Annotated in this window: 23 protein-coding genes; 5 read left to right on the top strand and 18 right to left on the bottom strand. The window is 73.9% G+C overall.

The window, feature by feature from the left end; all coding sequences use genetic code 11:
• Positions 1 to 4: 4 nt before the first annotated feature.
• Positions 5 to 775 (top strand): 6-phosphogluconolactonase, encoded by a 771-nt coding sequence (pgl, locus tag D7I43_RS05955; RefSeq protein ID WP_120327363.1) that lies wholly within the window; start codon positions 5 to 7, stop codon positions 773 to 775.
• 28 nt (positions 776 to 803) lie between these two features.
• Here pgl and D7I43_RS05950 read toward each other — a convergent pair whose 3' ends face one another.
• From D7I43_RS05950 to rapZ, 8 genes are all read right to left on the bottom strand, one after another.
• Entirely contained in the window at positions 804 to 1,160 is a 357-nt protein-coding gene (locus D7I43_RS05950; protein ID WP_120327362.1) for an RNA polymerase-binding protein RbpA, read from the bottom strand.
• A 131-nt stretch (positions 1,161 to 1,291) separates the two neighbouring features.
• A complete protein-coding gene (gene secG, locus D7I43_RS05945) occupies positions 1,292 to 1,546 on the bottom strand; it encodes a preprotein translocase subunit SecG (RefSeq protein WP_120327361.1) in 255 nt (84 codons plus the stop codon).
• A 95-nt stretch (positions 1,547 to 1,641) separates the two neighbouring features.
• On the bottom strand, positions 1,642 to 2,433 hold the full coding sequence (tpiA, locus tag D7I43_RS05940) for a triose-phosphate isomerase (protein ID WP_120327360.1): 792 nt from the start codon (positions 2,431 to 2,433) through the stop codon (positions 1,642 to 1,644).
• Positions 2,433 to 3,632, bottom strand: a complete 1,200-nt coding sequence (locus D7I43_RS05935) for a phosphoglycerate kinase (protein WP_120327359.1) — start codon at positions 3,630 to 3,632, stop codon at positions 2,433 to 2,435. Before D7I43_RS05935 ends, tpiA begins: the two co-directional genes overlap by 1 nt.
• Positions 3,629 to 4,633, bottom strand: coding sequence for a type I glyceraldehyde-3-phosphate dehydrogenase (gene gap, locus D7I43_RS05930; RefSeq protein ID WP_120327358.1), 1,005 nt, complete (start codon positions 4,631 to 4,633; stop codon positions 3,629 to 3,631). The genes D7I43_RS05935 and gap overlap by 4 nt, the downstream gene beginning before the upstream one ends.
• 324 nt (positions 4,634 to 4,957) lie before the next feature.
• Entirely contained in the window at positions 4,958 to 5,938 is a 981-nt protein-coding gene (gene whiA / locus D7I43_RS05925) for a DNA-binding protein WhiA (RefSeq protein ID WP_120327357.1), read from the bottom strand.
• A gap of 54 nt (positions 5,939 to 5,992) precedes the next feature.
• A complete protein-coding gene (locus D7I43_RS05920; protein ID WP_120327356.1) occupies positions 5,993 to 6,964 on the bottom strand; it encodes a gluconeogenesis factor YvcK family protein in 972 nt (323 codons plus the stop codon).
• On the bottom strand, positions 6,961 to 7,806 hold the full coding sequence (gene rapZ, locus D7I43_RS05915) for an RNase adapter RapZ (protein WP_120327432.1): 846 nt from the start codon (positions 7,804 to 7,806) through the stop codon (positions 6,961 to 6,963). The genes D7I43_RS05920 and rapZ overlap by 4 nt, the downstream gene beginning before the upstream one ends.
• Before the next feature lie 397 nt (positions 7,807 to 8,203).
• On the opposite strand from rapZ, the gene recQ reads away from it, so the two are divergent.
• Positions 8,204 to 10,060 carry a DNA helicase RecQ gene (gene recQ / locus D7I43_RS05910; protein WP_120327355.1) on the top strand — a complete coding sequence of 619 codons (1,857 nt, stop codon included), beginning with the start codon at positions 8,204 to 8,206 and terminating at the stop codon, positions 10,058 to 10,060.
• A gap of 28 nt (positions 10,061 to 10,088) precedes the next feature.
• Here recQ and uvrC read toward each other — a convergent pair whose 3' ends face one another.
• The 4 genes from uvrC to rsgA all read right to left on the bottom strand — a co-directional run bounded on the left by uvrC (position 10,089) and on the right by rsgA (position 17,263).
• The gene (gene uvrC / locus D7I43_RS05905; protein ID WP_120327354.1) at positions 10,089 to 12,263 is read right to left on the bottom strand and encodes an excinuclease ABC subunit UvrC; all 2,175 of its coding nucleotides are present in this window, start codon (positions 12,261 to 12,263) and stop codon (positions 10,089 to 10,091) included.
• A 95-nt stretch (positions 12,264 to 12,358) separates the two neighbouring features.
• Positions 12,359 to 12,844 carry a Rieske (2Fe-2S) protein gene (locus D7I43_RS05900; RefSeq protein WP_120327353.1) on the bottom strand — a complete coding sequence of 162 codons (486 nt, stop codon included), beginning with the start codon at positions 12,842 to 12,844 and terminating at the stop codon, positions 12,359 to 12,361.
• A 233-nt stretch (positions 12,845 to 13,077) separates the two neighbouring features.
• Complete coding sequence (gene uvrA, locus D7I43_RS05895) at positions 13,078 to 16,020, bottom strand: excinuclease ABC subunit UvrA (RefSeq protein WP_120327352.1); 2,943 nt, start codon at positions 16,018 to 16,020, stop codon at positions 13,078 to 13,080.
• Between the two features lie 163 nt (positions 16,021 to 16,183).
• Complete coding sequence (rsgA, locus tag D7I43_RS05890) at positions 16,184 to 17,263, bottom strand: ribosome small subunit-dependent GTPase A (protein WP_120327351.1); 1,080 nt, start codon at positions 17,261 to 17,263, stop codon at positions 16,184 to 16,186.
• 173 nt (positions 17,264 to 17,436) lie between these two features.
• Here rsgA and D7I43_RS05885 point away from each other — a divergent pair, with 173 nt between their 5' ends.
• Together D7I43_RS05885 and D7I43_RS05880 are read left to right on the top strand one after the other, a co-directional pair.
• Entirely contained in the window at positions 17,437 to 18,153 is a 717-nt protein-coding gene (locus D7I43_RS05885; RefSeq protein ID WP_120327350.1) for a maleylpyruvate isomerase family mycothiol-dependent enzyme, read from the top strand.
• Positions 18,154 to 18,160: 7 nt separating this feature from the next.
• Positions 18,161 to 18,814 (top strand): MBL fold metallo-hydrolase, encoded by a 654-nt coding sequence (locus D7I43_RS05880; RefSeq protein ID WP_120327349.1) that lies wholly within the window; start codon positions 18,161 to 18,163, stop codon positions 18,812 to 18,814.
• 70 nt (positions 18,815 to 18,884) lie between these two features.
• Here D7I43_RS05880 and D7I43_RS05875 read toward each other — a convergent pair whose 3' ends face one another.
• Positions 18,885 to 19,508 carry a DedA family protein gene (locus tag D7I43_RS05875; protein WP_120327348.1) on the bottom strand — a complete coding sequence of 208 codons (624 nt, stop codon included), beginning with the start codon at positions 19,506 to 19,508 and terminating at the stop codon, positions 18,885 to 18,887.
• An 88-nt stretch (positions 19,509 to 19,596) separates the two neighbouring features.
• Positions 19,597 to 20,292 (bottom strand): class I SAM-dependent methyltransferase, encoded by a 696-nt coding sequence (locus D7I43_RS05870; RefSeq protein ID WP_120327431.1) that lies wholly within the window; start codon positions 20,290 to 20,292, stop codon positions 19,597 to 19,599.
• A 172-nt stretch (positions 20,293 to 20,464) separates the two neighbouring features.
• Here D7I43_RS05870 and D7I43_RS05865 point away from each other — a divergent pair, with 172 nt between their 5' ends.
• Positions 20,465 to 20,668 carry a cold-shock protein gene (locus D7I43_RS05865; RefSeq protein ID WP_120327347.1) on the top strand — a complete coding sequence of 68 codons (204 nt, stop codon included), beginning with the start codon at positions 20,465 to 20,467 and terminating at the stop codon, positions 20,666 to 20,668.
• A gap of 48 nt (positions 20,669 to 20,716) precedes the next feature.
• On the opposite strand, the gene D7I43_RS05860 is transcribed toward D7I43_RS05865, so the two are convergent.
• The 4 genes from D7I43_RS05860 to D7I43_RS05845 form a co-directional block, all read right to left on the bottom strand.
• Positions 20,717 to 22,009: an MFS transporter gene (locus D7I43_RS05860; RefSeq protein WP_204985160.1), complete on the bottom strand. Its 1,293-nt coding sequence runs from the start codon at positions 22,007 to 22,009 to the stop codon at positions 20,717 to 20,719.
• The gene (locus D7I43_RS05855) at positions 22,006 to 22,581 is read right to left on the bottom strand and encodes an ArsR/SmtB family transcription factor (protein ID WP_120327346.1); all 576 of its coding nucleotides are present in this window, start codon (positions 22,579 to 22,581) and stop codon (positions 22,006 to 22,008) included. Before D7I43_RS05855 ends, D7I43_RS05860 begins: the two co-directional genes overlap by 4 nt.
• A 107-nt stretch (positions 22,582 to 22,688) precedes the next feature.
• Entirely contained in the window at positions 22,689 to 23,624 is a 936-nt protein-coding gene (locus tag D7I43_RS05850) for a hypothetical protein (RefSeq protein ID WP_120327345.1), read from the bottom strand.
• Between the two features lie 355 nt (positions 23,625 to 23,979).
• A complete protein-coding gene (locus tag D7I43_RS05845) occupies positions 23,980 to 24,492 on the bottom strand; it encodes a MarR family winged helix-turn-helix transcriptional regulator (protein ID WP_120327429.1) in 513 nt (170 codons plus the stop codon).
• Positions 24,493 to 24,532 lie beyond the last annotated feature (40 nt).

Raw genomic sequence — 24,532 nt, 5'->3', positions numbered from 1 at the left:
CGAGATGAGTGAGGCGAGTGTCGCCGTCCACGCCGACGCCGAACTGTTGGCGCAGGCGGTGGCGGCACGCTTGGTGGTGAAGCTGCTCGACGCGCAGGCCGCGCGCGGCCAGGCGTCGGTGGTGCTGACCGGCGGCCGGATCGCCGCGGCCGTGTACCGGGCCGTCGCGGCCCTGCCCGCCCGCGACGCGGTCGACTGGTCACGCGTGGACGTCTGGTGGGGCGACGAGCGGTTCCTGCCCGGCGGCGACCCGGACCGCAACGAGACCCAGGCCCGGGCGGCGCTGCTGGACGCGGTGCCACTGGACCCGGCCCGGGTGCACCCGATGCCGGCCTCCGACGGCCCGGCCGGCCCCGACCCGGAGGAGGCGGCCGCCCGGTACGCCGCCGAGCTGGCCGCCGCCGCCCGCCCGGGCACCGCGGCGCTGCCCCACTTCGACGTGCTGATGCTCGGCGTCGGCGAGGACGGGCACGTGGCGTCGGTCTTCCCGGAGCACCCGGTGCACTACGAGAGCCGGCCGGTGAGCGCGGTGCGGGGCAGCCCGAAGCCGCCGCCGGTGCGCACCACGCTGACCCTCCCGGCGATCAACACCGCCGAGGAGGTCTGGCTGGTGGCCAGCGGCGCGGACAAGGCGCGGGCGGTCGGGATGGCGCTGGCCGGGGCGGGACCCGTGCAACTGCCCGCGGCGGGCGTGCGGGGTGTCGGCCGTACGCTGTGGCTGCTCGACCGGGCCGCCGCGGCCGACGTGCCCGCCCGTCTGCGCAGCCTGCGCTGAGTCCGCTACGGCTCCCCCGACGCGCCGCTCACCGCTCGGCGGCGGGGCGGCCGCGGCGGCGACGCAGGTCGGCGAGGGCCTCGGCGAGGATCGCGGCGCCCTCCTCGTCGGTGCGCCGCTCCTTCACGTACGCCAGATGGCTCTTGTAGGGCTCGGTGCGCGACCGCCCGGGCGGGTTCTGGGCGTCGCGCCCCGCCGGGTGGCCGCAGCGCGGGCAGTCCCACTGCGGGGGCGCGACGGCCTCCTCGGCGATGAGGATCTCCACCCGGTGGCCGTTGCGGCACCAGTAGGTGACCGCGCGGCGGGGCGCCGGTTCGTAGCGCTCGGGCGGGCGTTCGGGGGCCGATCCGACCCGGGCGCCCCGGATCACGTTGCCATGTGGCACGGCTGCTCGCTCCTGTCGTCGGAGGGGAACCGCCGCGGGGGTGACGGCGGGCGACGCGGTGCAGCGAAAAGACCTGCGCGCGGCCCGTCGGGTGACGGACCGCGCGCAGATTGTACGACGTGAGCCGGCGCTCAGGCGTTCAACTGGAGGCGGAGCCAGAGGCCGAGCCCGACGATGCAGGCGAACCAGATGATGCCCACCAGGACCGTGTAGCGGTCGAGGTTCTTCTCCGCCACGGAGGAGCCGGCGAGGCTGGAGCTGACACCCCCGCCGAACATGCTGGACAGGCCACCGCCCTTACCGCGGTGCAGCAGGATCAGCATGGTGAGCAGGATGCTCGTGATGATCAGCAACACGATCAACGTGTATGCGAACCAGATCGGCATGGCTGGGGTCAGTCCTCTCGTAGCGATCCTCGCCCGGACAGGTCGGGCACGGCGGCACCGACCGGCGGACGGGCGGAGTCAAGGATAGCGAGCGATCAGCGGGCGATGTGTTCCGGGAACCGGCAGATCTGCGCGAATTCCTCGGCGTCCAGGCTCGCCCCGCCCACCAGCGCCCCGTCCACGTCCGGCTGGGCCATGATCGCTGCGACGTTCGACGCCTTGACCGAACCGCCGTAGAGCACCCGGACCTGGTCGGCGGTGCCCTGGTCGTACAGCTCGGCCAGCCGCTCGCGGACCGCCGCGCAGACCTCCTGCGCGTCCTCCGGGGTCGCCGTCTTGCCGGTGCCGATCGCCCAGATCGGCTCGTACGCCACGACCACCTTCGTGACCTGCTCGGCGCTGATCCCCTTCAGGGCGCCTTCGAGCTGGTCCGCGCAGTGCGCCACGTGGCGGCCCTGCTCGCGCACCTCCAGCCCCTCCCCCACGCAGAGGATCGGGGTCAGCCCGTGGGTCAGCGCCGCCTTCACCTTGGCGTTGACCAGCGCGTCGTCCTCGTGGTGGTAGGCCCGCCGCTCGGAGTGCCCCACCACCACGTACGTGCAGCCGAGCTTGGCGAGCATCGGCCCCGACACGTCGCCGGTGTACGCGCCCGAGGCGTGCGGCGACAGGTCCTGCGCGCCGTAGCCGATCAGCAGCTTGTCGCCCTCGACGGCGGTCTGCACGGTGCGCAGGTCGGTGAAGGGCGGCAGCACCACCGTCTCGACGTCGGTGAGCTGCTTCTCGGTGAGGCTCGCCGCGAGCTTCTGCACCAGCAGGTTCGCCTCGAGGTGGTTGAGGTTCATCTTCCAGTTGCCGGCCATCAGCGGCCGGCGGGTGGCGCCCGCCATCAGTTCTCCAGAGCAGCGATGCCGGGGAGGGTCTTGCCCTCCAGGTACTCCAGGGACGCCCCACCGCCGGTGGAGATGTGCCCGAACGAGGACTCGTCGAGCCCGAGCGCCCGCACGGCGGCGGCCGAGTCGCCACCACCGACGACCGTGAACGCGCCGGAGCCGGCGATGGCCTCCGCCACCCCGCGGGTGCCGTGCGCGAACGGGGCCATCTCGAACACGCCCATCGGGCCGTTCCAGAAGATCGTCCGCGCCCCCTTGAGGGCGGCCGCGAACCCGGCCACGGTCTCCGGGCCGATGTCCAGCCCCAACCGGTGGCTGGGGATGCCGTCGGCGCGGACGGTGTCGTGCGCCGCGTCCGGGGCGAACGCGTCGGCGGCCACCACGTCGACCGGCAGCATGATCTTGCCGGGCGCGCGCTCCATGAGGTTGCGGCAGGTCTCGACCATCTCCTCCTCGAGCAGCGACGTGCCCACCTCCAGGCCCTGCGCCTTGAGGAACGTGAAGCACATCCCGCCACCGATGAGCAGCCGGTCGACCGTCGGCAGCAGCGCCTCGATCACGGCCAGCTTGTCGGAGACCTTGGAGCCGCCGAGCACCACCACGTACGGGCGCTCCGGCTCGCCGGTCAGGGTGGAGAGCACCTCCACCTCGCGCAGCACGAGCCGGCCGGCGAAGTGCGGCAGGCGGGCCGCCACGTCGTAGACGCTCGCGTGCTTGCGGTGCACCGCGCCGAACGCGTCGTCGACGTACGCCTCGCCGAAGACCGCGAGCTGGTCGGCGAAGGCGCCCCGCTCGGCCTCGTCCTTGCTGGTCTCGCCGGCGTTGAACCGCAGGTTCTCCAGCAGGGCGACCTCACCGTCGGCGAGCCCGTCCACCGTGGAGCGCGCCGACTCGCCGACCGTGTCGGTGGCGAAGTGCACGGGCGCGCCCAGCAGCTCGCCGAGCCGGTCGGCGACCGGCCGGAGGCTGAACTGCGGATCCGGGGCGCCCTTCGGCCGGCCCAGGTGCGAGCAGACGGTCACCTTCGCGCCGGCGCCGGTGAGGGCGCTCAGCGTGGGCAGGACCGCGCGGATGCGGCCGTCGTCGGTGATGGCGCCGGACTGCTTGTCGAGTGGGACGTTCAGGTCGGCGCGCACCAGCACGCGCCGACCCGAAACCCCCTCGGCGAGCAGGTCGTCGAGGGTACGGATGCTCACAGCGAGCTACCCACCAGCTTGACGAGGTCCACGAGCCGGTTCGAGTAGCCCCACTCGTTGTCGTACCAGCCGACGACCTTGACCTGGTTGCCGATCACCTTGGTCAGCGGCGCGTCGAAGATGCACGACGCCGGGTCGGTCACGATGTCCGTGGAGACGATCGGGTCCTCGTTGTAGGTGAGGATGCCCTGGAGCGCGCCCTCCGAGGCGGCCTTCAGCGCGGCGTTGACCTCGTCCACGCTGGTCTCCCGGCCGACCGTGACGGTCAGGTCGGTCACCGAGCCGGTCGGGATCGGCACGCGCAGCGCGTAGCCGTCCAGCTTGCCCTTGAGGTCCGGCAGGACCAGGCCGATGGCCTTCGCGGCGCCGGTCGAGGTCGGGACGATGTTCAGCGCGGCGGCGCGGGCGCGGCGCAGGTCCTTGTGCGGGGCGTCCTGCAGGTTCTGGTCCTGCGTGTACGCGTGGATCGTGGTCATCAGACCGCGCTCGATGCCGAACGTGTCGTGCAGCACCTTCGCCATCGGGGCGAGGCAGTTGGTGGTGCAGGAGGCGTTCGAGATGATCGTGTGCTTGGCCGGGTCGTACTGGTCGTGGTTGACGCCCATGACGACCGTGACGTCCTCGTTCTTGGCCGGTGCCGAGATGATGACCTTCTTGGCCCCGCCGTCGATGTGCGCCTTGGCCTTCGTGGCGTCGGTGAAGAAGCCGGTCGACTCGATGATCACGTCGGCGCCGACGTCACCCCACGGCAGCTTCGCCGGGTCCTTCTCGGCGTACGCCTTGATGGTCTTGCCGCCCACCGTGATCTCGTCGGCGGTGGCCTTGACCTCCTGCGGCAGGCGGCCCAGGATGCTGTCGTACTTGACAAGGTGGGCGAGCGTCGCGTTGTCGGTCAGGTCGTTCACCGCCACGACCTCGATGTCAGCGCCGGACGCCAGCACTGCCCGGAAGAAGTTGCGGCCGATCCGACCGAAGCCGTTGATGCCAACCCGGATGGTCACAGGTCCCATCTCCTCGCGTTCTGGTCCGCCGGTCGCAGACCGTGTCGCCGGCGGAGTGATGTGCGCCGACCGTTGGAGCCGGCCGTTGACAGTTCATCTCGGCCACCCCGCCGCGGTCCGGGAGGACCTGACCGCCCGAGGCGGTGCGCACGGCGTGGAGTGCCGGTGCCGGCCCCCTTGCCGTACGCTGCGACCTTATCCGAGCGCGTGGCTGGGCGCTGCGCGGGGTGGTGATCGGCTCGCGTTTCCGCGCCCGTCGCGCACCCCGCCGGAGGCAGGGCGCGCCTGCCGGCCCGCTCGCCTCCGCTGACCGCCACCGTCCTATCAGACCACGAGCATGTCGGGCGTGACGGCCGCTTCCGTATCCGGGATGCCCAGGTCACGGGCGCGCTTGTCGGCGAGCGCCAGCAGCCGCCGGATCCGGCCGGCGATGGCGTCCTTGGTCAGCGGCGGGTCGGCGAGGGCGCCCAGCTCCTCCAGCGAGGCCTGGCGGTGCTCCAGCCGCAGCCGGCCGGCCGACGTGAGGTGCTGCGGGGCGTCGTCGGCGAGGATCTCCAGCGCCCGCGTCACCCGGGCCGCGGCCGCCACCGCGGCGCGCGCCGAGCGGCGCAGGTTGGCGTCGTCGAAGTTGGCCAGGCGGTTCGCGGTCGCCCGCACCTCCCGGCGCACCCGGCGCTCCTCCCACGCGAGCACGCTGGAGTGGGCGCCGATCCGGGTGAGTAGCGCGGCGATCGCGTCGCCGTCCTTGACGACCACCCGGTCCACCCCGCGCACCTCGCGGTTCTTGGCGGTGATGCCGATGCGGCGGGCGGCGCCCACCAGCGCCAGCGCCGACTCCGGGCCCGGGCAGGTGATCTCCAGTGCGCTGGAGCGCCCCGGCTCGGTCAGCGAGCCGTGCGCCATGAACGCGCCCCGCCACGCGGACACCGCGCAGCACACGTTCGCGGCCACCACGTGCGGGGGCAGGCCGCGCACGGGACGGCCCCGCACGTCGAGCAGGCCGGTCTGCCGGGCCAGCGCCTCACCGTCCTTCACCACCCGGACGATGAAGTGGCTGCCCTTGCGCAGCCCGCCGGAGGCGAGCACGTGGATCTCGCTGGGGTAGCCGTACACCTCCGCGATCTCCCGCCGGAGCCGGCGGGCCACCGCCCCGGTGTCGAGCTCGGCCTCGACCACCACCCGGCCGGAGACGATGTGCAACCCGCCGGCGAAGCGCAGAAGCGCCGCCATCTCCGCCCGCCGGCAGCAGGGCTTGGGCACGTCGACCCGACTCAGCTCGTCCTTGACCGCAGCCGTCATCGCCATTGTGCGTCCCCTCACGGACCGGTTCCGGCGTGTCGCCGGAGATTACGTACGTGTCTAACGATCGGCGCCCAGGACCGGCACCAGTGCGGCGCCCAGGGCGGCTGGGTCGTGGCGAGGAGTGCCGTCGGGGACGGCGACGGGGGCGAGGACCAGCCGGGCACCCAGCGATTCTGCCGCACGTTCGACCGGTTCGGGGTCACCCACCGCCGTGGCGTCCGCCAGGACGTGATCGACTTTCAGCTCCGGCAGGTACCAGCTCAGCGCGGCGAGGTGGTCGGCGACGGAGAGGCGGAGTGTCTCCTTCTCGGCGGCGAGGTTGAGGGTGACCAGCCGGCGGGCCGGGCTCGACACGATGGCGTCGGCCAGCTGGGGCACCAGCAGGTGCGGCAGCACGCTCGTGTACCAGCTGCCCGGGCCGAAGATCAGCCAGTCCGCGGCGCCGATCGCCTCGACCGCCTCCGGGCAGGCCTCCGGCGCGGCGGGGGTCAGCCGCAGCGACTCGACGCGGCCGGTGGTGACGGCGACCTGGTGCTGCCCGGTGATCGTCCGGACCTCGTCGGGCCGGTCCGGGTCCGCCCCGCGGACCTGCGCCTCGATGCCCACCGGCTGGCAGGACATGGGCAGCACCCGGCCCACGGCGCCGAGCATCGCGCCGGCGTGTTCGAGCGCGGCCACCGGGTCGCCGAGCAGCTCCATGAGCCCGCACAGCACCAGGTTGCCGACCGCGTGCCCGGCCAGGCCGTCACCGGAGCCGTTGCCCGGCACCTCGGCGAAGCGGTGCTGGAAGAGGCCCGCGCTGCGCCGGGTGGCGGGGTGGTCGCCGGCGAGCGCCACGAGGGCCTGCCGCAGGTCGCCCGGGGGCAGCCCGCCCCGCTCGGCGCGCAGCCGGCCGCTGGAGCCGCCGTCGTCGCCCACCGTCACCACAGCCGTGATGTCCAGATCCAGCTTCGGTGCGCACCGGCGCAGTGCCCGCAGTGAGGCGGACAGACCGTGACCGCCCCCGAAGGCCACCACCCTCATCGTCATTCCCGCCCCAGGTCGCGGTGCTGGGCGTTGGCGGCGAGCCCGGACTGGCGCAGGCGGGCGGCCAGCTCCTCCGCGATGGCCACGCTGCGGTGCTTGCCGCCGGTGCAGCCGACGGCCACCGTCAGGTAGCGCTTGCCCTCCCTCTCGAACCCGGTGGTGGTGGCGTTCACCAGGTCGGCGTACGCGGCCACGAAGGCCTCCGCGCCCTCCTGGCCGAGCACGTACGCGCTCACCGCCTCCTCCCGGCCGGTGTGCTCGCGCAGCTCGGGCACCCAGTACGGGTTGGGCAGGAACCGGGCGTCCAGCACGAAGTCGGCGTCGGGCGGCAGGCCGTACTTGAAGCCGAACGACAGCACGGTGACCCGCAGCCGGCGGGCGTCCTCGCCGCCGAACAGCTCCTCGATGCGCCGCCGCAGCTGGTTCACGTTCAGGTGGCTGGTGTCGATGATCACGTCGGCCTGGTCGCGGGCCTCCTCCAGCAGGCCACGCTCGACCGCGATGCCGTCGGCGAGCCGCCCGTCGCCCTGCAACGGGTGCGACCGGCGCACGCTCTCGAACCGGCGGATGAGCACCTCGTCGTCGGCGTCCACGAAGACCACCCGGGGCGAGAAGCCGCGCTCCCGCAGCTCCCGGATCGCCCCCGCCAGGTCGGTGGAGAAGGCGCGCGAGCGGACGTCGAGCACCATGGCGGTCCGCCGGGCCGCCCCGCCGGCCTTGAACGCCAGCTCGGCCATGTCGAGCATGAGCGCCTGCGGGAGGTTGTCGACCACGTAGAAGCCGACGTTCTCCAGGGCCCGCGCCACCGTGCTCCGGCCGCCACCGGAGAGCCCGGTGACCACCACGAGTGTGGTCTCCGACTCCGCCGGCGCCGGCTGCCCGGCGGCGGTCTCCGCCGAGGTGTCGTGCCGTCCCTCGGCCGTACGCGCCTCGCTCACCCGCTACCCCCAAGCCGTGGCGTTCGTGGCCGTCCCGGCCACGAACGGTCAATCAGCGACTCTATCCCGGCCCGGACGCCGGCTGCCGGCAAGCCCCAGGAGCACCACCAGCCCCAGCGCCGGCGGGAGCTGGCTTGTTCAGGGACGGGGTGATCGGCGCGGGGTGATCGGCGCGGGTGATCGGCGCGGGGTGGTCGGCGCGGCGGTCCCGGGGCGGCGCCGGACGGTGGGCTGCCGGGCGCGCGGGCTCTGGCGGCGGCGCGGGCGGCCGGGCGGCGTCGGGCCCGACTCGTAGACTTCGCGGATGGTCTCCCCCACCGACCTGCGCACCGCCGACGCCCGGGAGGTGCTGCGCCGGGTCTTCGGCTACGACGCCTTCCGCGGCTTCCAACAGGACGTGATCGACCACGTGGTCGCCGGTGGTGACGCGCTCGTGCTCATGCCCACCGGTGGCGGCAAGTCGCTCTGCTACCAGATCCCCGCGCTCGTACGCCCCGGTGTCGGCGTCGTGGTCTCCCCGCTGATCGCGCTCATGCAGGACCAGGTCGACGCGCTCACCGCGCTCGGCGTCCGCGCCGGCTTCCTCAACTCGACGCTGGACCTCGACGCCCGCCGCCGGGTCGAGGCCGCCTTCCTCGCCGGCGAGCTGGACCTGCTCTACCTGGCGCCCGAGGCGCTGGGCAGCCGGTCCACCGTCCAGCTGCTCGACCGCGGGAAGATCGCCCTCTTCGCGATCGACGAGGCGCACTGCGTGTCCCAGTGGGGGCACGACTTCCGGCCCGACTACCTGGCCCTGTCGATGCTGCACGAGCGGTGGCCGGACGTGCCCCGCATCGCGCTGACCGCCACGGCGACCAGCGCCACCCGCGCCGAGATCGCCACGCGGCTCGACCTCACCGGTGCCCGGCACTTCGTGGCGAGCTTCGACCGCCCCAACATCCAGTACCGGATCGTGCCGAAACGGGAGCCCCGCAAGCAGCTGCTGGCCCTGCTGCGCGACGAGCACCCGGGCGACGCCGGCATCGTCTACTGCCTCTCCCGCGCCTCGGTGGAGAAGACTGCCGAGTTCCTCACCGCCAACGGCGTCGCCGCCCTGCCGTACCACGCCGGGCTGGACGCTTCCACCCGCGCGGCCCACCAGCAGCGGTTCCTGCGCGAGGACGGGCTGGTGATGGTGGCCACCATCGCGTTCGGGATGGGCATCGACAAGCCGGACGTCCGCTTCGTCGCCCACCTCGACCTGCCGAAGTCGGTCGAGGGCTACTACCAGGAGACCGGCCGCGCCGGGCGCGACGGGCTGCCGTCGACCGCCTGGCTCGCGTACGGCCTGCAGGACGTCGTCCAGCAGCGCAAGCTCATCGAGACGTCGGAGGGCGACGCGGCGCACCGGCGCGGGCTCGCCCGGCACCTGGACGCGATGCTGGCGCTCTGCGAGACGGTCCGCTGCCGCCGCGCCCAGTTGCTGGAGTACTTCGGCGAGCCGGCGACCGGCGCCTGCGGCAACTGCGACACCTGCCTGGATCCGCCGGAGTCGTGGGACGGCACGATCGCCGCACAGAAGCTGCTGTCCACCGTGTTCCGGCTGGACCGGGAGCGCAACCAGCGCTTCGGGGCCGGGCACTGCATCGACATCCTGCTCGGGCGGCGCACCGAGAAGGTGACCCAGTTCGGGCACGACTCGCTGACGGTCTTCGGCATCGGCGGCGAGCTGCGGGAGGCCGAGTGGCGCGGCGTCGTCCGGCAGCTGCTCGCCGAGGGTTTGCTGGCGGTCGAGGGCGACTACGGCACGCTGGTGCTCACCGACACCAGCGCCGAGGTGCTGGGCCGCCGGCGGTCGGTCATGATGCGCCGTGAGCCGGAGCGTCCGGCGTCGAGCCGGGCCGGCCGGTCCCGCGCGTCCGCCGCCGCGGCGTCCGCCGAGCTGCCCCCGGCCGCCGCGCCGGTCTTCGAACGGCTCCGCGCCTGGCGCGCGGCCGCCGCGAAGGAGCAGGGCGTCCCGGCGTACGTGATCTTCCACGACGCGACGCTGCGGCAGATCGCCACGGACGCGCCCGCGTCCCTCGCCGAACTGTCCCGCGTGAGCGGCGTCGGGGAGAACAAGCTCGCGAAGTACGGCGAGCAGATCCTCGCCGTGCTCGCCGAGGCCGCCACCACCGGCTGACCCGGCGGGCGTCGTCGCGCGCCGACGGTCAGTCGCCGCGCGCGGCGGCTTCCGCGTCGCCGCTCGGGGCCGGCTCGATACCGCCGGTCGCGCTGGCGTCCGCGCCGCCGGTCGCGCTGGCGTCCGCGTCGCCGCTCGGGACCGGCTCGATACCGCCGGTCGCGCTGGCGTCCGCGTCGCCGCTCGGGGCCCGCTCGATGCCGCCGTTCGCGGTGGCCTCCGCGCCGCCGCGTGCGGTGGCCCCCGCGCCGCCGTTGAGGGCGGCCAGCACGGCCTCGGCCGTGCGCCGCCCCACCCCCGGCACCTCGGTGATCTCGTCGACGGTGGCCGCCGAGAGCCGCTTCAGCGACCCGAAGTGCCGCAGCAGCGCCTTGCGCCGTACCTTCCCGAGGCCCGGCACCGTGTCGAGCGCCGACTGCGTCATCCGCTTCGACCGGCGCTGCCGGTGGAAGGTGATGGCGAAGCGGTGCGCCTCGTCGCGGACGCGTTGCAGCAGGTAGAGCCCCTCGGAGGTGCGCGGCAGGATCACCGGGAACTCGTCGTCGGGCAGCCAGACCTCCTCCAGCCGCTTGGCGAGCCCGCAGAGCGCGACGTCGTCGATCCCCATCTCGGCGAGCGCCTGCGCGGCGGCCGCCACCTGCGGCGGCCCGCCGTCGACGACCACCAACTGCGGCGGGTACGCGAACTTCCGGGGCCGCCCGGTGGTCGGGTCGACCAGCGCGCCGACCCTGGGCTCGTCGGCGTCCGCCTGGCCGGCCGGGGCCTCCGGGTCGTCGGCCGACTCCACACCGGCCTCGCCGGTCTCGGCCCGGGCGTCGAGATAGCGGGCGAAGCGGCGGCGCAGCACCTCGGACATCGCCGAGAGGTCGTCGGTGGCGCCCCGGATGATGAACCGCCGGTACTCGCTCTTGCGGGGCAGCCCGTCCTCGAAGACGACCATGCTGGCCACCACGTCGGTGCCCTGGATCTGCGAGACGTCGAAGCACTCGATGCGCAGCGGCGACGTCCGCATGCCCAGCGCCTCACCGATCTCGTCGAGCGCCTTGCCGCGGGTCGTGAGGTCGCCGGCGCGGCGCAGCTTGTGGCGGGTCAGCGCGTCCTTGGCGTTGCGCGCCACGGTCTCCATGAGGGCACGCTTGTCGCCGCGCTGCGGCACCCGCAGGGTGACCCGGCTGCCCCGATGGCCGGACAGCCAGTCGGCCAGGGCGTCGGCGTCGGCCGGCAGTTCGGGGACGAGCAGTTCGCGGGGCACGTCGGCCTCGCCGTGCTCGCCGCCGTAGACCTGGGTGCAGAAGTGGTGCACGAGGTCGCCGGTGGTCAGGTCCTCCGTCTTCTCCACCACCCAGCCGCGCTGGCCGCGGACCCGCCCGTCGCGGACGTGGAAGACCTGCACGGCCGCCTCGAGCGGGTCGTCGGCGAACGCGACCACGTCGGCGTCGGTGCCGTCGCCGAGCACCACTGTCTGCTTCTCCATGGCCCGGCGCAGGGCGGCGATGTCGTCGCGCAGCCGCGCGGCCCGCTCGAACTCCAACTGCTCGCTGGCCTCGGCCATCTCGCGTTCGAGCTTGCGGACCATCGTGTCGGTGCGCCCCGCCATGAAGTCACAGAAGCCGTCGACGATCTCCCGGTGCCGCTCGGCCGAGACGTTGCCGACGCAGGGCGCCGAGCACTTGCCGATGTAGCCGAGCAGGCAGGGCCGCCCGACCTGGCCGGCCCGCTTGAACACCCCGGCGGAGCAGGTGCGGGCCGGGAAGACGCGCAGCAGCAGGTCGAGCGTCTCGCGGATCGCCCAGGCGTGCGAGTACGGCCCGAAGTAGCGCACCCCCTTGCGCTTCGCGCCGCGCATCACCTGCAGCCGGGGGTACTCCTCGTCGAGGGTGACGGCCAGGTAGGGGTAGGACTTGTCGTCGCGGTAGCGGACGTTGAACTTCGGGTCGTACTGCTTGATCCAGGTGAACTCCTGCTGGAGCGCCTCGACCTCGGTGCCCACGGTGATCCAGTCGACCGACTCGGCGGTGGTCACCATCTGGCGGGTGCGCTCGTGGAGGTTCCAGAGGTCGCCGAAGTAGGAGTTGAGGCGGCTGCGCAGGTTCTTCGCCTTGCCGACGTAGATGACCCGGCCGGTGCCGTCGCGGAAGCGGTAGACCCCCGGCGACTCCGGGATGGTGCCGGGTGCGGGACGGTAGGTCGAGGGGTCAGCCACGGATGCAAGCCTAGTCCGGGGCACCGACGCTTCCCCGGCCCGGCGCGGCCCGGGCGAACCCGGGCCGGCGCCGTCCGGGCCGCGTGATCGACCGGTCAGGCGAACGAGATCTGGTCGCCGACGACCTTGACGGGCTTGGCGGGGAGCGGCTTCGTCGCCGGGCCGGCCTTCACCGAGCCGTCCTCGATCGAGAACTTGCTGAAGTGGCACGTGCAGTTGATCGTGCCGCCGTCGACGTTCGACACCGGGCAGCCCTGGTGGGTGCAGATGGGGTCGAAGCCCTTGAACTCGCCGGGACTGGGCTGGGTGATCACGACGCCCTCCGCGGCGAGGACCTTGCCGCCGCCCAGCGGGATGTCGGTGGTGGTCGCCAGGGACTGGGCGCCCTGCCGGTCGCCACCGCCGGCGTCCCCGGTGCTGGGAACCGCAGGCCCGCCGCTGGTGGGGCCGGTGGCGCCGCCGCCCGTGTCGTCCCCGCCACAGGCGGCCAGGACGACGGCCGCCCCGACGGCGCCGGCGCCGGCGAGCAGCACCCGCCGCGTCTGCGTGGTCGGACCGGTCGGCTCCTGATCGTCACTCATGCCTCGCCCTTCTCTCTCGGCTGCGCGGCCCGTCCTGGCCCCCGTGGCCACACTTCTGCACACGCCCCACTGTGCCGGACGGTTCACCCGGTACGCGCCGGAACCCCACGCGTGACCGCCCCGTGGGCACGCCGAGCCCCCGCCGGGCCGGCCGCCGGCGAGCAGCGGCCTGCCCCGTCGGTGATCGGTCAGCGCCCGCGGTGATCGGTCACCATGCCCCCGCCGGTGATCGGTCAGCGCGCCCCGGCGGGGACCTTCCGCCCGGCGCGGGACTTCGCGCCGTTGGCCTTGGCCGCCCGCGACGTGGCCGCGGCGGCGCCCTTGGCCTCGCCGTCGAGCCGGAGCACCTGGCGCAGGAACCGCCCGGTGTGGCTCTCGGGCACCTCGGCGACCTCCTCGGGGGTGCCGGTGGCGAGCACCGTGCCGCCGCGGTGACCGCCCTCGGGACCCATGTCGATGATCCAGTCGGCGGTCTTGATGACGTCGAGGTTGTGCTCGATGGTGATCACCGTGTTGCCCTTGTCGACCAGGCCCTCGAGGACCATCAGCAGTTTGCGGATGTCCTCGAAGTGCAGGCCCGTGGTCGGCTCGTCGAGCACGTAGACCGTCCGGCCGGTGGAGCGCTTCTGCAGCTCGGAGGCGAGCTTGACCCGCTGCGCCTCGCCGCCGGAGAGGGTCGGCGCGGGCTGGCCGAGGCGGACGTACCCGAGGCCGACGTCGACCAGCGTCTTCAGGTGCCGGTGGATGGCCGGGATGGCGGAGAAGAACTCGGCCGCCTCCTCGATCGGCATGTCCAGCACCTCGGCGACGGTCTTGCCCTTGTAGTGGACCTCCAGCGTCTCCCGGTTGTAGCGGGCCCCCTTGCAGACCTCGCACGGGACGTACACGTCGGGCAGGAAGTTCATCTCGATCTTGATGGTGCCGTCACCCGAGCAGGCCTCGCAGCGCCCACCCTTGACGTTGAAGGAGAACCGCCCGGGCCCGTAGCCGCGGACCTTCGCCTCGGTGGTCTCGGCGAAGAGCTTGCGGATGTGGTCCCAGACGCCCGTGTAGGTGGCCGGGTTCGACCGGGGCGTACGCCCGATCGGCGACTGGTCGACGCCGACCACCTTGTCGACGTGCTCCAGGCCACTCACCCGGGTGTGGCGGCCCGGCACCAGCCGGGCGCCGTTGATCTGGTTGGCGAGCACGGCGTAGAGGATGTCGTTGACCAGGGTCGACTTGCCCGAGCCGCTGACGCCGGTGACCGCGATGAGCTGGCCGAGCGGGAAGCTCACGGTGAGGTTGCGCAGGTTGTGCTCGCGGGCGCCGTGCACCACCAGCTCCCGGCCCGGCGTCTGCGGCCGGCGGTGCGCCGGGGTGGGGATCGACCGGCGGCCGGACAGGTACGCGCCGGTCACCGAGTCCGGGTTCTCCAGCAGGGCGGGGACCGAACCGCTGTGCACGATCCGGCCGCCGTGCTCCCCGGCGCCCGGGCCGATGTCGACGATCCAGTCGGCCGTGCGGATCGTGTCCTCGTCGTGCTCGACCACGATGAGGGTGTTGCCCAGGCCCCGCAGGCGGACCAGCGTCTCGATCAGCCGGTGGTTGTCGCGCTGGTGCAGCCCGATCGACGGCTCGTCCAGCACGTAGAGGACGCCGACCAGGCCCGAGCCGATCTGGGTGGCCAGGCGGATGCGCTGCGCCTCGCCGCCGGAGAGGGTGCCGGCCGGCCGGTCGAGGGAGAGGTAGTCGAGGCCGACGTCGAGCAGGAACCGCAGCCGGGCGTTGATCTCCTTGAGGACGCGCTCGGCGATCATCTTCTGCCGGTCGGTGAGCTCGATGCCGGCGAGCAGCTCGGCGCACTCCCCCACCGACAGGTTGCAGACCTCGGCGATGCTCTTGCCGGCGATCGTGACGGCGAGCACCTCCGGCTTGAGCCGGGCGCCACCGCAGGCCGCACACGGCACGTCCCGCATGTAACCCTCGTACTTCTCCCGCGACCACTCCGACTCGGTGTCGGAGTGCCGGCGCTCGATCCACTGCACCACGCCCTCGAAGCCGGTGTAGTAGGAGCGCTCACGGCCGTACTTGTTGCGGTAGCGGACGTGCACCTGGTCGTCGGAGCCGTGCAGGATCGTCTTCTGCGCCCGGGACGGCAGCGCCCGCCACGGCGTGTCCAGGTCGAAGTGCTCGGCCTCGCCGAGCGCCTCCAGCAGCCGGAGGAAGTACTCCAGGGTGTGCCCCGTCGCCCAGGGCTGGATGGCGCCCTCGCGGAGGGTGCGCTCCGGGTCGGGGACGACCAGCTCCGGGTCGACCTCCTTCTTGGTGCCCAGACCGGTGCACTCGGGGCAGGCGCCGTAGGGCGCGTTGAACGAGAAGACCCGGGGCTCCAGGTCCTCGATGGCGAGCGGGTGGTCGTTGGGGCAGGCCAGGTGCTCGGAGAAGCGCCGCTCCCGGTCGGGGTCGTCCTCGGGCAGGTCCACGAAGTCGAGCAGCACGATGCCGCCGGAGAGGCCGAGCGCCGCCTCCACCGAGTCGGTCAGCCGCTGCTTGGCGCTCGCCTTGACGGAGAGGCGGTCGATCACCACCTCGATGGTGTGCTTCTCCTGCTTCTTGAGCTTCGGCGGCTCGGTCAGCGGGTGCACCACGCCGTCGACCCGGGCCCGGGCGTAGCCCTTGGCCTGCAGCTCGGCGAACAGGTCGACGTACTCGCCCTTGCGCCCCCGCACCACGGGGGCCAGCACCATGAAGCGGGTGCCCTCGGGCATGGCCAGCACCCGGTCGACGATCTGCTGGGGGCTCTGCCGGGAGATCCGCTCGCCGCAGACCGGGCAGTGCGGCTCGCCGACCCGGGCGAAGAGCAGCCGCAGGTAGTCGTAGACCTCGGTGATGGTGCCGACCGTGGACCGCGGGTTGCGCGAGGTGGACTTCTGGTCGATCGAGACGGCCGGGCTCAGCCCCTCGATGAAGTCGACGTCGGGCTTGTCCATCTGCCCGAGGAACTGCCGCGCGTACGACGAGAGCGACTCGACGTAGCGGCGCTGCCCCTCCGCGAAGATCGTGTCGAAGGCCAGGCTCGACTTGCCCGACCCGGACAGCCCGGTGAACACGATCAGGGCGTCCCGGGGCAGGTCGAGACTGACGTCACGCAGGTTGTGCTCGCGCGCGCCACGGATGATCAGTCGGTCGGCCACGGTCCGTGTACTCCCGGGTGAAGAAGATGAGGCGGATCTGTCCGCTCGGAGGCGATGTCGAGCGGTTGTGCGGGCGCAGGAATGACGCCTCGGCAACTCTAGCCCCGAGGTACGACAATTCTCTGCGCCCGCGCATTCCCCCAGCTCAGCCCGGTCGGCCGGGTCAGAGCCCACCCGGCGAGGGCGGGCGCGCGGGACGGTTCGCGCGCCGCCGGGCGCCGCGCCATCCGCCCCGCCGCTCGGCGGCCAGCCGCGCCTCCCGCCGGCGGCTCTCGAAGGCCACCTCCCGCTGCAGGCGGCGCCAGCTCTCCCAGCGCCGGGCGGTCAGCTCGCCGTTCTCCAGCGCCTCGCGCACCGCGCAGGCCGGCTCGCCGTCGTGGGCGCAGTCGGCGTACCGGCAGCCGGTGGCCAGCTCGGCGATGTCGGCGAAGGCCCGGTCCAGCCCCGCCGAGCCGTCGAGCAGCCCCACCGCCCGTACCCCGGGGGTGTCGAGCACGGCGCCGCCGCCCGGCACCGGCACCAGCGACCGCCACGTGGTCGTGTGCCGGCCCTTGCCGTCCACCCGCCGGATCGCCTGCGTGGGCATCACCACGGCGCCGGCCAGCGCGTTCACCAGGCTCGACTTGCCGGCCCCGGAGGGCCCGAGCAGGCCCAGCGTGCGCCCGTGCGCGACGTGGGCGCGCAGCGGCGCCAGGCCGGCGCCGCGTTCGGCGCTCACCGGCAGCACCGGCACCCCCGGCGCGACCGCCGCGAGCTGGCGGGCGACCGCGCCCGGATCGGCGGCCAGGTCGGCCTTGGTGAGCAGGACCAGCGGCTGGGCGCCCGACTCGTGGACGAGCGACAGCAGGCGCTCGATGCGCCCGGTGTCCGGCTCCGGGTGGACCGGCTCGACCACCGCGGCGGCGTCGAGGTTGGCGGCGAGCACCTGCCCGCTGGCGTCCTTGCCCGCCGTGCGGCGCACCAGGGCGGTACGCCGGGGCAGCACGGCCTCGACGGTGCGCCGCCCGTCCGGCCAGGCGCCGACGAGCACCCAGTCACCTGCGCACGGCAGGTTGGTGAGGTCACGGGCAGCGGCCGCCAGCACCGCCCCGCCCGTGCTGGCACGGACCGGGCCCTCGGCGCAGAGCACCGTGCAGACGCCCCGGTCGACCCGGGTCACCCGGCCCGGGCGGTGGTCGGTGCGTCGACGTACGTGGGCCGCCCACCCGGCGTCCCAGCCGAGGGCGGTCAGATCGATTCTCATGGCATCCTCATCGGTGTCGGAGGTGATGGCGGAACACGCGTGCCTCGACCGGCATGAGCCCCACCTCCTCCCGACGTCCGGTGCCGCGTTGCCGCCGACGGTAGGGGTCGCGCAGCCGCGCCGAAACCCATTTCCCCGGCGACGCCGCGCGGCCGTACCGCTAGGGTCGGTACGTGACCACGGACCCGCTGCTGCTGACCGGCGAGGTGGAGGACGCGACGTCGCGTCTGCTGCGCACCGCGGCCGCCTTCGACGAGGCCGACCTCGCCGCCGCGTCGCTGCTGCCGGGCTGGACCCGCGGCCACGTGCTGGCCCACCTGGCCCGCAACGCCGACGGCTTCGTCAACCTGCTCACCGCCGCCCGCACCGGCGAGCCCCGGCCCATGTACGCGTCGCCGGCCGTCCGGGCCGCCGACATCGAGGCGGGCGCCGCCCGGGCGCCGGACGCGCACCTCGACGACCTGCGCCGCTCGGCCGACCGGTTCGCCGAGGCGGTGGCCGCCATGCCCGCGGCGGCGTGGACCGCGACGGTGGAGACGCCCGGTGGGCCGAAGGTCGCCGCCGAGCTGGTCTGGTGCCGGCTGCGGGAGCTGGAGGTGCACCACGTGGACCTGGCGGCCGGACGCCGCGCGGCGGACTGGCCGGACGCCTTCGCACACCGGCTGCTGCACGAGGTCGCCACCGACCTGGTCGGCCGGCCCGGCGTGCCGGCGATGGTGCTGCGTTTCGACGGCTCCCGACACGAACTGGTGATCGGTGAGCGCGCGCAGGCCCCCGTCGTCGCCGGTCCCGCACCGCACCTCGCCGCCTGGCTCATCGGCCGCGGCGGCGCCGAACCGCTCACCGTGACCCCCGACGGCCCCCTGCCGAACCCACCGGAATGGATGTAGACACCCGATGACCTACAGCGGAGACGTGACCCCCGGCGGCCCGCCGGCGGTGCGCGAGCTCGACCGGCTCACCGTCAGCAAGCTCTCGGTGGGCCCCATGGACAACAACGCCTACCTGCTGACCTGCCGGGCGACCGGCGAGCAGGTGCTGGTCGACGCGGCCAACGAGGCGCCCCGCCTGCTGGAGCTGATCGGCGACCGGGGCCTCGCCGCCGTGGTCACGACCCACCAGCACATGGACCACTGGGTGGCGCTGGAGGAGGTGGTGGCCAAGACCGGCGCGCGGGCGCTCGTGCACGCCGACGACGCCGCCGGCCTGCCGATCGAGGCGGAGACCCTCACCGACGGCGACAGCGTCCCCGTCGGCGACTGCGCGCTCGAGGTCATCCACCTGCGCGGGCACACCCCCGGCTCGATCGCCCTGCTCTACCGGGACCCGGCCGGCACGCCGCACCTGTTCACCGGCGACAGCCTCTTCCCCGGTGGGGTGGGCAACACGGACAAGGACCCGGAGCGGTTCGCCATGCTCCTCGGCGACGTCGAGCGCAAGCTGTTCGACCGGCTGCCGGACGAGACCTGGTTCTACCCGGGCCACGGCAAGGACAGCACGCTCGGGGCGGAGCGGCCGGCGCTGCCGCAGTGGCGGGCCCGCGGCTGGTGACCGCCGCCCGGCCGCCCTCGGCGCGTGGCCGTCCCGGCCGGCCGCCGCGACCGCCGGTGGCGCCCCGGGCTCAGGCGGCGGTGTCGCCGTCGGTCATCGCGCGCAGCCGGCGGCGGGTGCCCAGCAGCACGATCCCGGCGAGCACCAGCCCGACCGCCATGGTGGCCAGCATCGGGCTGGACTCGCCGGGCAGCAGCCCGGCCACCGACCGGGACGCGGTGCCGAGCACCAGGTAGAGCCCGGCCCAGCCGGCGGCGCCGAGGGCCGCGCAGCCGACGAACCGCCGGTACGACATGCGCAGCCCGCCGGCGGCCAGCGGCAGCAGGGCGTTGAACACGGGCAGGAACGGCGCCACCAGGATCATCCGGCCGCCACCGCGGTGCAGCACGGCCTCGGCCGCCGCCCAGCGGGACTCGCCGATCCAGCCGCCGAGGCGGCTGCGGCGCAGCCGCTCGCCGTAGTGGCGGCCGGCCAGGAAGCTCAGCGACCAGCCGGCGACGCAGCCGCCGACCACGGCAGCGAAGGTGGCCAGCCCCGTCGCGGGCCGGCCCACCCCCACGGCGGCGAGGATCGCCACGTCGCCCGGCACCAGCACCCCGAGCAGGGGTACGGCGTCGAAGAGCATGACCACTCCGAGCACCCCCACCAACAGGGTGGTGGGCATCTCCCCGACCTGGGCCAACCAGTCCGCCATGATCCGTACGCTATCGGCGGCGCGCCACCCGCACCTCCGGTTTGATCCCCCACGGCCCCCTGACTCCACCTCGGGGTGGACCCTGATCTCACCTGGGTCGCAGCACCTGCACCCGGCGGACGGGGGACCCGACGGTGGGCTCGGTGGTGGGCACCGGGTAGCTGGCGACCACGGCCAGCCGGCCGGCCGGCAGGTGGCCGCGGTCCGGGTCGCCCACCAGCACGTCGGCGCCACCGGCCGCGGCGCGGGCGAGGAAGGGCAGCATCCGGTCGGCCAGCGCCCGGTCGTAGAGCACGTCCCCGGCGACGAGCAGGTCGGTGCCGGCCGGTGCGGAGTCGAGCAGGTCGTCGGCCGTGACGGCGACCCGCACCCGGTTGACCCGGGCGTTGACGGTCACGGCGGCGACGGCGTACGGGTCGATGTCGTTCGCCGTCACCTGCGCCGCTCCCGCGAGGGCGGCGGCGATCGCCACGAGCCCCGATCCCGCGGCCAGGTCGAGCACCCGCCGTCCGGCGGCCAGGTCGGGGTGGTCGAGGAGGTGTCGGGCGAGCGCCTGCCCGCCGGCCCACGCCGACGCCCAGTACGGCGGGGGGAGCCGGCGCCCGGCGTGCGCCTCCATCCGCGCCCACCACAGGATGGGGTCCTCCGCGACGTGCAGCCGCACCTCGGGGACGAACGGGGTGGGCGCCAGCCGCAGGCGGTCCGGTCCGCCTCCCGGCGCGCCGATCTCGCGTTCCAGCTCCACCAGCGCGGCCGTCGCGGGATCCCTCACCGGCGCAAGCATGCCGCAGGTCCGGTGCGGCGGGGCCGGTTTCGGCGGGTCACCGGACGAGTTCACCCGGTCACCTGCGGCACTTCGCCCGGCGGATGACGGTTTGGCCGGTTACTGTCGGGGAGGTACAGGGCGATCATCGGCCAGACGCCGGAGATCACCCGCTGTGAACAGGGAGAGACGCATGGCAACCGGCACGGTTAAGTGGTTCAACTCGGAAAAGGGCTTCGGCTTCATCGAGCAGGACGGCGGCGGCCCGGACGTATTCGTCCACTACTCGGCCATCCAAGCCAGCGGCTACCGGGAGCTGAGCGAGGGGCAGAAGGTCGAGTTCGAGGTGACCCAGGGCCAGAAGGGACCACAGGCGGACAACGTCCGCCCCATGTAGTTCCCCACCCGCGGCGGCGGTCGGGGCTCCGGCCGCCGCCGCGGTGTCTCACGGCGCCGGCACGGGATCCGCGGGGTACGTCGCGGGCAGGTCCCGGCGGCGGCGCAGCGGCCCGCCGAGCAGGATGAGCGGCGTGACCGCCAGCCAGCCGGTCATCGCCAGCATGGCGACGCGCACGCCGAACGTGGCCGCCAGCGTGCCCGCCAGCAGCGCGGCGAGCGGGATGGTGCCGTAGTTGAGCAGCTGCATGCTCACCGTGACGCGGCCGAGCAGGTGGTGCGGCGGGTACGTCTGCCGGAAGGTGCCCTTCAACACGTTGTTGACGGCCACGCCGAGGCTGAGCAGCAGCCCGCCGGCGGCCGGGAGGAGCAGGGCCGCACCCGGGCCGGCCAGCGGGATCAGCAGGGCGGGCGGCCCGCTGAGCGCCGCGCCGAGCAGCATGGCGCGCGCGGTGCCGACGCGGCGACCGACCACGGTGGCCAGCAACGCGCCCACGACTCCCCCGGCGCTCATCGCCGCGACGAGCAGGCCGACCGCGCCCGGGGCGAGCCCGACCTCCCGGACCAGGAACACCACGAGCACGGCCTGGTAGCCGACCAGGCCGACGTTGCTCGCGGCCCCGAAGACGGTCATGACCCGCAGGTACGGGTCGCGGGCGACGAACCGTACGCCCTCGGCGATCTCCCGGCGCAGCGACCGCCCGCCGGCGGCGCGCGCCGGCCGGGGTTCCGCCGTGCGGATCCGGGCCAGGCAGGCGGCGGAGGCGAGGAACGTCAGCGCGTCCAGGACCAGGGCGGCCACCGCCCCGACGGCCTGCGCGATCAGCCCGGCGAGGCCGGGCCCGACCACGTAGCTCGCCGTCTGGGTCGCCTGCAGCTTCGCGTTGCCCTCGGGCACCTGCGCCGGGGACAGCAGGACGGGCAGGTAGACCTGGTCGGCGGTCTCGAAGAAGACCCGGGCCAGCCCGGCGGCGAACGCCACGACGAACAGCTGCGCGATGGTGAGCATCCCGGCCAGGGCCGCGACCGGCACGCTGAGGAAGACCAGCGCCGAGACGAGGTCACAGGCGATCATGAGGGGGCGGCGCCGCATCCGGTCGACCCAGGCGCCGGCCGGCAGACCGACGAGCAGCCACGGCAGCCAGGCCGCCGCCGTGAGCATCGCGACCTGCGCGGCGCTCGCGTCGAGCACGGCCACCGCGACGAGGGGCAGCGCCACCGCCGTGACGTTGCTGCCCACGCTGCTGACCGCCTGGCCGGCCCAGAGCAGCCGGAAGTCCCGGTGCCGGAACAGGCCGCCGGCCGGCACGGACCCCGGACGGGTCGCGGAGAGGGCGGTCACGGCTGGGCCGGGACGCCGTGGGCGAACACGAAGACGGGATGCCGCTCCCGCCCGTCGTCCGGGATCTCGCGGTCCCCCCAACGGGTCAGGAGGTCGTTCAGCTCGCGTCCCAGCTCGGCCAGCTCCTCGGGGGTGAGGCGCAGCCAGCGGTCGGTGGAGAAGGGCCCGTCGCCCCAGGCCGCATGGGTCGCCTCGTCGGCCGCGTGCCAGACGCGGGCCAGCGTGACCTGCCGGTCGAGGTTGAGTGAGATGGCCGCGTCGGCCACCGCGCGGGCGGCCGGGTCGTCGTCGAAGTCCGCGCTCGACCAGCGGACTCCCCGGCTGACGAGCCGCCACCAGCGCTCACGGCGGTCGCGGGCCAGCTCGGGGGCCTCCACGACCAGCTCGGCGGCGGCGAGCACCTTGAGGTGGTGGCTGACATTGGCCGGTGCCTGCCCGGTGCGTTCGGCCAGCAGGCCCACCGTGGTGGGGCCGTGCACCTTGAGCACGTCCATCAGGCGGCGGCGCAGGGGGTGGGACAGGGCGGCCAGTACCCGCGAGTCGGTGACCTGGCGTACGTCGCGGTTCTCCATGCGCCGATCCTGACGTGGACAACACCAGTTGCGCAAGAGCTATTGCGGAATAGTCGTTGCCGATCGGCGGGCGGGCCACCCCGGGGGCCGGGGCGGCCCGCCGCGCCTCAGGCGGCCAGCCGGCGGGCGAGTTCCTCCGCGACCTGTTGCGCCATGGTCGGGGGGATCGCCTCGGCGATCTTCTCCGGCGTCAGCGAGGCCAGCACGCCCTCCACGATCGCGGGTTCGTCCGTGAAGTCGCGTCCGGCGAACTGGCTCAGGACGGTCTGCAGCGCGGCCAGTTGCGCCCCCAGCTGGGCCAGGCCGGGCCCGGCCATCGCCGGCCAGTCGGGGAAGTACTTGCGCAGCAGAGGGTCGTCCCGATCCGCGATGGAGCGCAGCCACCACGTCGCGGCGTTGTCCGGTTGGCCTTCCGGGCCGGGGACCAGGCTGGCCTTGAGCAACTTGTTGACCATTCGGTGCAGATCGGCGAGCTGCCGCGCTTGCGCCTCGGTGAGGGCCATGTCGTCCTCCAGGAGTCCAATGGTGGTCAGGTACCGGCGGAACAGCGGGGTCTGGTCCCGGCCCGCCTTGATCGCGTCGCGGAAGAAACTGAAGTGGGTGTGCCACAGGTGCGAGTCGTCGCCGCTGCTGCGCCGGCGCAGCCGGTCCCACCGCCGGACCGTCCGGCCGTCCGGGCTGTAGATGATCTCCCGGATGTCCCGGGTGTCCGGGGCGTTCGCGGCGCACTGCCCCACGCACCAGACGGAGAAGCTGCGCAGGTCGTGCGTACGCCCGGCCGAGGTGACCCGGAACTGGCCGACGTCGAGCGCGGCCGCGTCCAGGGTCAGCCCCGCCCGGTCGCGAGGCGACTCGACGACCGAGTAGTCGTTGGCGACCACCCGGTCGGACCCGCAGTGGTAGCCGCCGCGGTGGTTCGGGTCGCCGACGATCCCGACCTCGGCGGGCTCCAGGTCCGCGTCACGGGTCCTGTCCTTGTCGATGTTCAGGTGGGTGAGCAGTAGGCTGCGTACGGCCATCAGGTTCGCCGGAGCCCGGGTCATCAGTTCCCCCTTCCAGTCGGCCGGGGGCCGGGCGCAGCGTTACGTCGCGTCATCGGGCGAGGCGGTGCGCGTGCCCGGCCGGTTACCGCACGGCGCCGGGCGTTGCCCCAACCATAGCCCGGCCATCAGGCAAACGCCCAGGTCAGAGCGTTTCACGTTCACGTTGGACGGCGCCAACCCGCCACTGCGGACACGGCGCGACACACCGCCGCACGCGGTGGCGCACCCGAAGTCCGTCACTCACCGTGAAGCGGCGCGCGGGATGTCCACTGTGGCGGGGCGGCCGTCCAACCGGGACGGACGCCGGTCCGGACGGGCCGCGGTCGGGACGGACGCCGGTCAGGACGGACGCCGGTCAGGACGGGCGGCGGGAGGGATCGACGCGCCGGGCCCGCATCTCGTCGCGGTGCTCCCGCATCGACTCGACCATCGCGCGCAGGAACCGGTGCACCACCCGCAGCTCGTCGTCGCTGAAGGCCGCCGTGACGGCGTCCGTACGCCGGCCCAACGGCTGGAAGAACGCCATGGCGAGCGCGGCGCCCGGGTCGGCGTACCGCAGCAGGACCTTGCGCCGGTCGGTGGCGTCCCGGTCCCGGCGGAGGTGGCCGGCGCGTTCCAGCCGGTCGACCAGTGCCGTGACGGAGCCCGAGGAGAGGTTCAGGTGCTCCCCGAGCCGGCCGGGTGTGATCGGGTCGCCGACGAGTTCGGCGTCCATCACCGCGACCAGCGCCTGCAGATCGGTGGCGTTGAGGCCGTGCAGGGCGGCGAAGGCGTGCCCGATGTGGTGCGCGTCCGTCGAGTAACGCCGCAGGTCGCCGATGATGTCGGCGACCAGGCGCTCGCGCGGGGTGTCGCGCGGCCGGTACATGCCGTGCGCCGTCACCTACCGTGTCACCCCCGTCGCTCGT

It is taken from the genome of Micromonospora globbae (assembly GCF_003610785.1).
GTDB classification, from domain to species: Bacteria; Actinomycetota; Actinomycetes; order Mycobacteriales; family Micromonosporaceae; genus Micromonospora; species Micromonospora globbae.
The sequence above is the reverse complement of the archived record's forward strand: the minus strand, read 5'-3'. Positions and strand labels throughout refer to the sequence as shown.